Source organism: Collinsella sp. D33t1_170424_A12, from assembly GCF_015554865.1.
Classification (GTDB): domain Bacteria; phylum Actinomycetota; class Coriobacteriia; order Coriobacteriales; family Coriobacteriaceae; genus Collinsella.
Window position 1 is genome coordinate 1 of record NZ_JADNJJ010000220.1, and the last position, 7,612, is coordinate 7,612.

At 64.2% G+C, this 7,612-nt stretch carries 7 protein-coding genes; 4 read left to right on the forward strand and 3 right to left on the reverse strand.

Features of this window, described 5'->3' with window-relative positions; all coding sequences use genetic code 11:
* The first annotated feature begins 39 nt into the window (after positions 1 to 39).
* The 4 genes from groL to I2E26_RS08940 all read left to right on the forward strand — a co-directional run bounded on the left by groL (position 40) and on the right by I2E26_RS08940 (position 4,161).
* Positions 40 to 1,677 carry a chaperonin GroEL gene (gene groL, locus I2E26_RS08925; protein ID WP_195420446.1) on the forward strand — a complete coding sequence of 546 codons (1,638 nt, stop codon included), beginning with the start codon at positions 40 to 42 and terminating at the stop codon, positions 1,675 to 1,677.
* A gap of 327 nt (positions 1,678 to 2,004) precedes the next feature.
* Positions 2,005 to 2,925 (forward strand): metallophosphoesterase, encoded by a 921-nt coding sequence (locus I2E26_RS08930; protein WP_229056538.1) that lies wholly within the window; start codon positions 2,005 to 2,007, stop codon positions 2,923 to 2,925.
* A gap of 226 nt (positions 2,926 to 3,151) precedes the next feature.
* The gene (locus tag I2E26_RS08935; RefSeq protein WP_370551483.1) at positions 3,152 to 3,664 is read left to right on the forward strand and encodes a DUF4234 domain-containing protein; all 513 of its coding nucleotides are present in this window, start codon (positions 3,152 to 3,154) and stop codon (positions 3,662 to 3,664) included.
* A gap of 23 nt (positions 3,665 to 3,687) precedes the next feature.
* On the forward strand, positions 3,688 to 4,161 hold the full coding sequence (locus I2E26_RS08940; protein ID WP_370551484.1) for a DUF2752 domain-containing protein: 474 nt from the start codon (positions 3,688 to 3,690) through the stop codon (positions 4,159 to 4,161).
* Positions 4,162 to 4,224: 63 nt separating this feature from the next.
* Here I2E26_RS08940 and I2E26_RS08945 read toward each other — a convergent pair whose 3' ends face one another.
* From I2E26_RS08945 to I2E26_RS08955, 3 genes are all read right to left on the reverse strand, one after another.
* Positions 4,225 to 5,706, reverse strand: coding sequence for an alpha-amylase family glycosyl hydrolase (locus I2E26_RS08945; RefSeq protein ID WP_195420449.1), 1,482 nt, complete (start codon positions 5,704 to 5,706; stop codon positions 4,225 to 4,227).
* 227 nt (positions 5,707 to 5,933) lie between these two features.
* Entirely contained in the window at positions 5,934 to 7,352 is a 1,419-nt protein-coding gene (locus I2E26_RS08950; protein ID WP_195420450.1) for an APC family permease, read from the reverse strand.
* A 15-nt stretch (positions 7,353 to 7,367) separates the two neighbouring features.
* Positions 7,368 to 7,612, reverse strand: a 245-nt coding sequence (locus tag I2E26_RS08955) for a phage holin family protein (protein ID WP_195420451.1), incomplete at its 5' end; no start/stop codon positions are given.

The window sequence follows — 7,612 nt, forward strand, 5'->3', positions numbered from 1 at the left end:
GTCGAATCTTCTCGCATCTTTCTTTTGGAGGATATAACAATGGCTAAGAACATCACGTTCGATACCGACGCTCGCGCCAAGCTCGCGAAGGGCGTCAACACCCTGGCCGACGCCGTCACCGTTACCATGGGCCCCAAGGGCCGCTACGTGGCCCTGCAGCGCTCCTTCGGCGCTCCCACCATCACCAACGACGGCGTTTCCGTCGCCAAGGAGATCGAGCTCGAGGACAACATCGAGAACATGGGCGCCCAGCTGGTGAAGGAGGTCGCTACCAAGACCAACGACACCGTGGGTGACGGCACCACCACCGCCACGCTGCTGGCCCAGGCCATCGTGAACGACGGCCTCAAGAACGTGGCCGCCGGCGCCAACCCGCTGGCCATTCGCCGCGGCATCGACAAGGCCGTCAACGCCGCCGTCACCGCCATGAAGGGCCAGGCCCAGCCTGTCGCCACCAAGGAGCAGATCGCTTCCGTCGGCACCATCTCCGCCGGCGACGCCGAGGTTGGCAACAAGATCGCCGACGCCATGGACGTCGTGGGCAAGGACGGCGTTATCACCGTCGAGGATTCCCAGACCTTCGATATCCAGATCGATACCGTCGAGGGCATGCAGTTCGACAAGGGCTACGTCTCCGCGTACTTCGTTACCGACAACGACCGCATGGAGGCCGTGATGAAGGATCCCTATATCCTCATCACCGACCAGAAGATCTCCAACGTTGCCGACATCATGCCCGTTCTCGAGGCTGTTTCCCGCGCTGGCAAGGGCCTGCTCATCATTGCCGAGGACATCGACGGCGAGGCCCTGCCCACGCTCGTCCTCAACAAGATCCGCGGCGCCCTCAACGTCTGCGCTGTGAAGGCCCCCGGCTACGGCGACCGTCGCAAGCGCCTGCTCGAGGATATCGCCATCCTCACCGGCGGCCAGGCTGCCCTGGACGAGCTGGGCATCAAGGTTGCCGACATCACCGCTGAGATGCTCGGTACCGCCAAGTCCGTCACCATCACCAAGGACAACACCACCATCGTCGACGGTGCCGGCACCAAGGAGGCCATCGCCGACCGCGTGGCCGCCATCAAGGGCGAGATGGAGCACACCGAGTCCGAGTTCGACCGCGAGAAGCTCCAGGAGCGCCTGGCCAAGCTCTCCGGCGGCGTTGCCGTGATCAAGGTCGGTGCTGCTACCGAGACCGAGCTCAAGGAGATCAAGCATCGTGTCGAGGACGCCCTGCAGGCCACCCGCGCGGCCGTCGAGGAGGGCATCGTCGCCGGCGGCGGCGTCGCCTTCATGGACGCCCTGCCCGCGCTCGAGGGCATCGAGATCTCCGATCCCGAGGAGCAGATCGGTATCGACATCATCAAGAAGGCGCTCACCGCTCCGGTGGCCACCATCGCCAAGAACGCCGGCTACGAGGGCGCTGTCATCGTGGACAAGGTCTCCGAGCTTCCCGCAGGCGAGGGTCTGAACTCCGCTAACGGCGAGTGGGGCAACATGATCGAGATGGGCGTGCTCGACCCGGTCAAGGTTACCCGCACCACCCTGCAGAACGCCGCTTCCGTGGCCTCCCTCATCCTTATCACCGAGGCCACCGTTTCCGACGTGCCGAAGAACACCCAGCTCGAGGACGCCATCGCGGCTGCTACCGCCGGTGCCCAGGGTGGCGGCATGTACTAAGCGAAACGCTTAGAACTCCCACCGGAATCCCCCGGAGGTCCCACGCGCTCAGCTTCGCGGCTTCGCCGCTCAGAAGTCGCGCTTTGGGATCCTCCGGGGGATTCCTGCGTTTACAGCGCTTCGGGGCTTATGGGGAAAAGAGGTTGGTGCGCTCGGCTTCGCGGCTTTGCCGCTTGAAAAGTCGCGCTTTGGGATCCTCTGGGGGATTCCTGCGTTTACAGCGCCTCGGGGCTTATGCGGAAGAGGGGTCGGTGCGCTCGAGGCTTTTCTTGCGGTTTCGGTGGGTGCGGCGAGAGGTCGTATAATGCCGGGCGGAGACGAGTGTCCTTGGCGGTTGTAGGCTGCGGGCGAATTGGGGTGATCGGTGTGAGAACGCGAGACGTGCTTGCTTTGGGCGCGGCGGGTGTCACCGCGGCGGCCGCATGGGCGGCCTGGTCGAACGGGGCTATTCAGACAACATCGTACGAGCTCGTCGTCGATCGGTTGCCGCGGGCTCTCGACGGCTTGAGAATCGCCCATATCTCCGACCTGCACAATGCGGAGCTGGGTCGCGGCAACGGGCGCTTGATCAAGCGGATCTGCCGCGCGAGACCAGACCTCATTGTGGTTACCGGCGATTTGATCGACTCGCGGCGCACGCGTATCGATGCGGGCGTGCATCTTGCAGCTCGGGCGGCACGGGAGGCGCCTACCTATTACGTGCCGGGAAATCACGAGGCGCGCCTGCAAGAGTATCCGCAAATCGCGAGCAGCCTGGAACGTGCGGGCGTGGTTGTTCTGGAAAACGGGGCCGTGCCATTTGAACGAGACGGAGGGCAACTGATCCTGCTGGGTCTTATGGATCCGGCCTTCCAACGTCCGTATCCGCGCGGAGCGACGCCTCGGATCATCGATGAACAGCTGGCACGCGTTCTGGCCACGGCGGGTATCGATTGCGACGACGCGGCCGCGCCGTGTACGGTGCTGCTTACGCATCGGCCGGAATTGCTCGACGTATATGCGGCGCACGGTGTTGACGTGGCATTCGCGGGCCATGCCCATGGGGGCCAGGTGCGGCTGCCGGGTGTGGGGGCGCTGTTCGCTCCGAGCCAAGGGTTCTTCCCAGCCATTACGGCGGGCGTGCACACAAGCGGGCGCACGCAGCTGGTGGTGAGTCGCGGCCTGGGCCCGAGCGTGGTGCCGCTTCGCGTGAACAACCGGCCAGAGCTCGTGGTGGCAACCCTGCGCTGCAGGCCTGCCGCTGTGTAAGCAAGTGGGTAGCTGCGTGGGTTGTATTTGTAAGGCCGGGGCCTGTGCCGCCTTCAAAGGTAATGAAACGGGTCGAATTCGCGCTTGATGCCGCTGGTGTCCGGGCGGAGTGCTATGGTTTCCCAACCTATTGGTTCCTGGGAGAGGGAGGCATGCTATGTATTGTCCGTCGTGTGGTGCGAAGGTGGATGAGGGGTCGCGCGTTTGTTCGGCGTGCGGCTGCTTCGTGGATCAAGGCCCGACGCCGCCGCAGGCTTCACCTGTGATGCCCGAGGACGCCCCGGTATCCTCTGGTGAGATTCGAGAGGTTCCCGCTGCATCGCACGGTGTGCCCCAGGTTCCCGTGAACGCGTCGCGCAGCCTGCTCACGTGGATCGTGCTCACGTTTCTTACCTGTGGGATTTACAGCTGGTACTTCATCTACACGCTTGCAAACGATATGAATCGCATCTGCCAGGGCGATAACGAGGAGACGCCCGGTCTGCTCGTCTTCATCCTGCTTTCCATCGTCACATGCGGGTTTTACTCGTACTGGTGGTATTACAAGATCGGTAACCGCATGCAGGCGAATGCGCCGCGCTATGGGTTGATGTTCCAGGAGAACGGTACCACCATTCTGCTATGGATGATCGTCGGTTTGCTGCTGTGCGGCTTGGGGCCCTTCGTTGCCATGTTTATCATCATCAAGAATTCCAATGCGCTCGCTGCGGCCTATAACGCGCGCTTGGTCCGCGCGTAGCACGGGTGAACCGAGGTTCCAAGGTGGTCGATATCCTGAAGCGGGTGCTTGTGCTCGGTGCATTCGTTGTTGTCGGCGCCCTTGTCCTCCTGGTTTCGGGTATCGGCTGCCCCATTCGTTTCGTAACGGGCATCTCGTGTCCTGGTTGCGGATTAACGCGCGCATGGCTCAGCACACTGCAATTTGATTTCGCTGCCGCCATGGCGTATCACCCGCTCTTTTGGCTGGTGCCGCCCACGGTGCTGCTGGCCGTGTGGTTTGATCGCTTGGGTGGTCCGAACCGGTCGGCCGGGGCGGAGGGCGCTCGCGCCCGTTGGATCCTGGGCGTCTGTCTGGGTGCGGCGGTAATCGCGTTCGTGGCCCTGTGGCTCGTGCGCCTATCCGATCCCGCGGACGCCGGGCTGCTCTGTGCGGGCGCGCCTCCGCAGGGCGTGCCCGCAGATATCGTGAACGTTCGTTGGTTGCGCTCTGTCGGGATGGCTTTCAAGCGGTGGTAGGGCGATAGATGCACGCCTCGTTCCGAGGGGCGATTGCGCGCGCGTCGCGGACGGGGCTTCGGATCAGGCTGTCTGCTTGAGGTAGAGCACGCCGAACGGCGGAATCTCGATCGAACCGTCGAGGCCGAGCACCTCGCTACAGGGTACTGCCGTCGAATCATCTCCGGGCGCGCACGCCATCAAGACGTCGAAGGAGCCGTGCAGCCCGCTGTCGTGGAACGTGAAGGGCGCATCTTCGGCGTTCACGGCAACGAGCACGCGTTCGGCGGCCTGCTCGCCGTCGGCCGGGGCATCGCGTTCGAAGAGCAGCTGCTTGTTGGTGATGATGATGTTGCGATAGCTGCCGTGGCACAGCGCGCGCGACGAGCGGCGCACGTGGTTGAGGCGATCGATGAACGCGGTGAGCTCGTTGGGTCCCTCGCCGCCCTCCCAGCCGGATGCGGGATTCGCCAGCGCATCGGCATCGGGCGCATCGAGCGCGGGCCGAAGCTCGACATCGGCCAGGTAGCCGGTGCCCTTGGCGCCGAGCCGCCCCCATTCGCTGCCGTAGTAGAGGCAGGGGATACCGGGCATGCCGAAGAGCACGCCATAGGCGGCCGCCAGATGGCGCTTCTCGGTGAGGATGCTTGCCAGGCGCGAGACGTCGTGGTTATCGGCGAAGCTCACCAGATGCTTGCCGCGGTAGATGCACCACGGGTCGCCGCCGTACTGGCGGTGCAGGGAATGCGCGATCTCGAACATATTCATCGAGTTGAAGCTCGAGTACAGGCCCTTATAGCACTCGTAGTTGGTGCACGAGTGCAGCATCTCGTCGTTGACGATGAGGTTGTAGTCGCCGTGCAGGACCTCGCCGATGAGGGGGAAGCCGTCGCCCGGCGTGCCGTTGAAGCGCGGCTCGGCGCCGAGCTCGTCGGCAAGTCCGCGAAGCCGGCGAACGAAGTCGCGGTCCAGGCTGTAGGCGACGTCGAGGCGCAGGCCGTCAACTCCTAGCTCGCGCTTCCACATGCGAACGGTATCAAGTAGATAGTCGACGACGGCGGGATTGCGCAGGTTGAGCTTGATCAGGTCCTGATTGCCCTCCCAGCCTTCATACCAGAAGCCGTCGCCGAAATGCGTGTCGCCATCGAAGTTGAGGTTGAACCAATCCTTGTAGGGGGAATCCCAGCGATGCTCGCGCACATCGCGAAACGCCCAGAAGTTGCGGCCAACGTGGTTGAACACCGCGTCGATGACCACGCGGACGCCATGGGCGTGCAGCGCGTCGATGGTTTCGGCAAAGTCCTCGTTGGTGCCCAGGCGACAGTCGACGGCGCGTAGGTCGCGCGTGTTGTATCCATGGGTGTCGGAGGCGAACACGGGGTTGAGCAGGATGGCACCGATCCCGAGCCCTCCCAGGTACGGGGCCCAATCGATAAGTTGCTTGATGCGGTGGCGCTCAACCTGCCCGCGTGCACCGGCTTCATCGTCGAGCGCGGGCGCGTCGAACGGGCAGCCGAGCATGCCCAGCGGATAGATCTGATAGAACGTTGTATCGAAAGCCCACATAGCGGCTCCTTTGTATCGGCGCGGCCGCGGGCGAGCGCGCGACGCCACGCGTGGCCGGTATGGTTTACGGACGGCTGTTACCATACCGCGCAAATATGTTGGGGGAGCCACCTATTCGACAGGCGTCGGCAGGGGGTTCGAAGGCGGTCGGGATCTCTTGCGATCCGTCCGTAAAGCATGCGAGGCCCCGCATGGGGCCTCGCAAAGAGAGCGGCTTGTGGCGGTGCCTATGCCTGTAGGCCGGCCCGGCGCTTGCGCATGAGGAACGTGGCGGCTGCAAGCAGTGCGACCAGCACGCCGACGAACGGCCAGCGCGTGGGGTCGGCGAAGCTCGAGATGCCGACGGCAAGGGAGCTCACCGTGGCCAGGGCGGGCACGACGGCGCGCTTGACGCGACCGGTGCGGGTGGCCGCGGGCCCCGCGGGATCGTGCAGCATGGCCTGTACGTAGAAGAGCGGCATGATGAAGAGGTTGAGACCTACGGCGATCTCGGAGATGTCGCCGTTGGGCAGCAGGCCGTTGACGGTCACGAATGCGTGGACGGCCATCCACAGCAGGACGGATCCCAGCGCCACGAGTGCGCTGTTAAGCGGGAAGCGCAGCGTAGGGTTCATCTTGAGGAGCTGCTTTTCAAACGGGACCTCGCCGACCGCTGCCAGCGCATAGGGCATGCGAAGGATCGAAAGGACCAGTCCGTTGGCGGTGCCGGCTACGGCGATGAACGCGATGAGGTTGGGCCATGCCGCAGCCTGGGGGCCGAAGAGCTCGACGAACAGCAGCGAGAGGCTGGCATCGCCTGCGGCCATGACCTCCTGTGGGCCCAGGAAGCAGGAGATGCCTACGAAGTACGCGATGTAGAGCGTGAGGATGATGGCGGGCCCGGTGACAAGGGCGATGGGCAGGTTGCGCTTGGAGTTCTTGATTTCGGGCGCGATGCCCGCCGCGGCGGTCCAGCCGTCGAACGCGAAGGCGACGGGCGCCGCCGCGATAATCCAGCCGGCTCCGGCGGCCGGCGCTTGCTGGATGCCTTCGGCCAGGTAGCTCGCGGGGTCGGCGAACAGGATGCCGATGATGCCCACGACGATGAGCGGCAGCACCTTGAATAACGTGGTGGCGTTGGCGAACCAGCCGCCCAGTCGCGGCCAGCAGACGTTCCATACGAAGCAGGCCAGCAGGAAGGCCAGGCCGATGGCCATCTGCGTCCAGAATCCGCCCGGCAGCCCGAAGGCCATGCAGGCGTACACGCCCACGACCCAGCAGATGATGCCGGTCACGATGGGCAGGTAGACGAAGGTGAAGTTCCAGCCGATGAAGGTGAGGCGGTGCGGGCCCAGGAACTGCTCGGCATAGGCGATGGGGCCGCCGGCGCCCGCGGTCTGCGACGCGAAGCGGGCGAGCGTGAGGCCGCCGAAGACGATGGTGGTGGCGGCGAGCAGGAACATGGCGACGCCGAGCGCGACGTTGCCGCCGGTGGCGATGAGGATGTTATCGCTCTTGAAGAAGATGCCCGATCCGATGGAGATGCCCACGATGAGGCTGAGCGCGGTGGCAAGCGAATAACGCTCGACATGCGCGCCGTGGATGTGCTCGGTGCCGACGGGTCGTGCGGGCGCGCCCGCATCCGTGCGTTGCGTTTCTCGATTCATGAGGCCGGGGCTACCTTATGCGTCCTTGGTGGCGACACCCAGAATCGTGCAGGCGATGCTCACGATGATGGATCCGGCGAGTGCCGAGAAGAAGCCGGAGATGGCGATACCCGATCCCAGCAGGTTCACAGAAAGCCAGCTGGCGAGCTCGAGCATGAAGCTGTTGATGACCAGCTGGAAGATGCCCAGCGTGAGGATGGTGAGGGGGAATGAGATAAACGTGAGCAGCGGCTTGATGAGCGAGTTCACGAATCCCAGGA

Coding starts and splice junctions, on each gene's coding strand:
- I2E26_RS08950 (WP_195420450.1), bottom strand. CDS start 7,352: ATGAATCGAGAAACGCAACGCACGGATGCGGGCGCGCCCGCACGACCC.
- I2E26_RS08945 (WP_195420449.1), bottom strand. CDS start 5,706: ATGTGGGCTTTCGATACAACGTTCTATCAGATCTATCCGCTGGGCATG.
- groL (WP_195420446.1), top strand. CDS start 40: ATGGCTAAGAACATCACGTTCGATACCGACGCTCGCGCCAAGCTCGCG.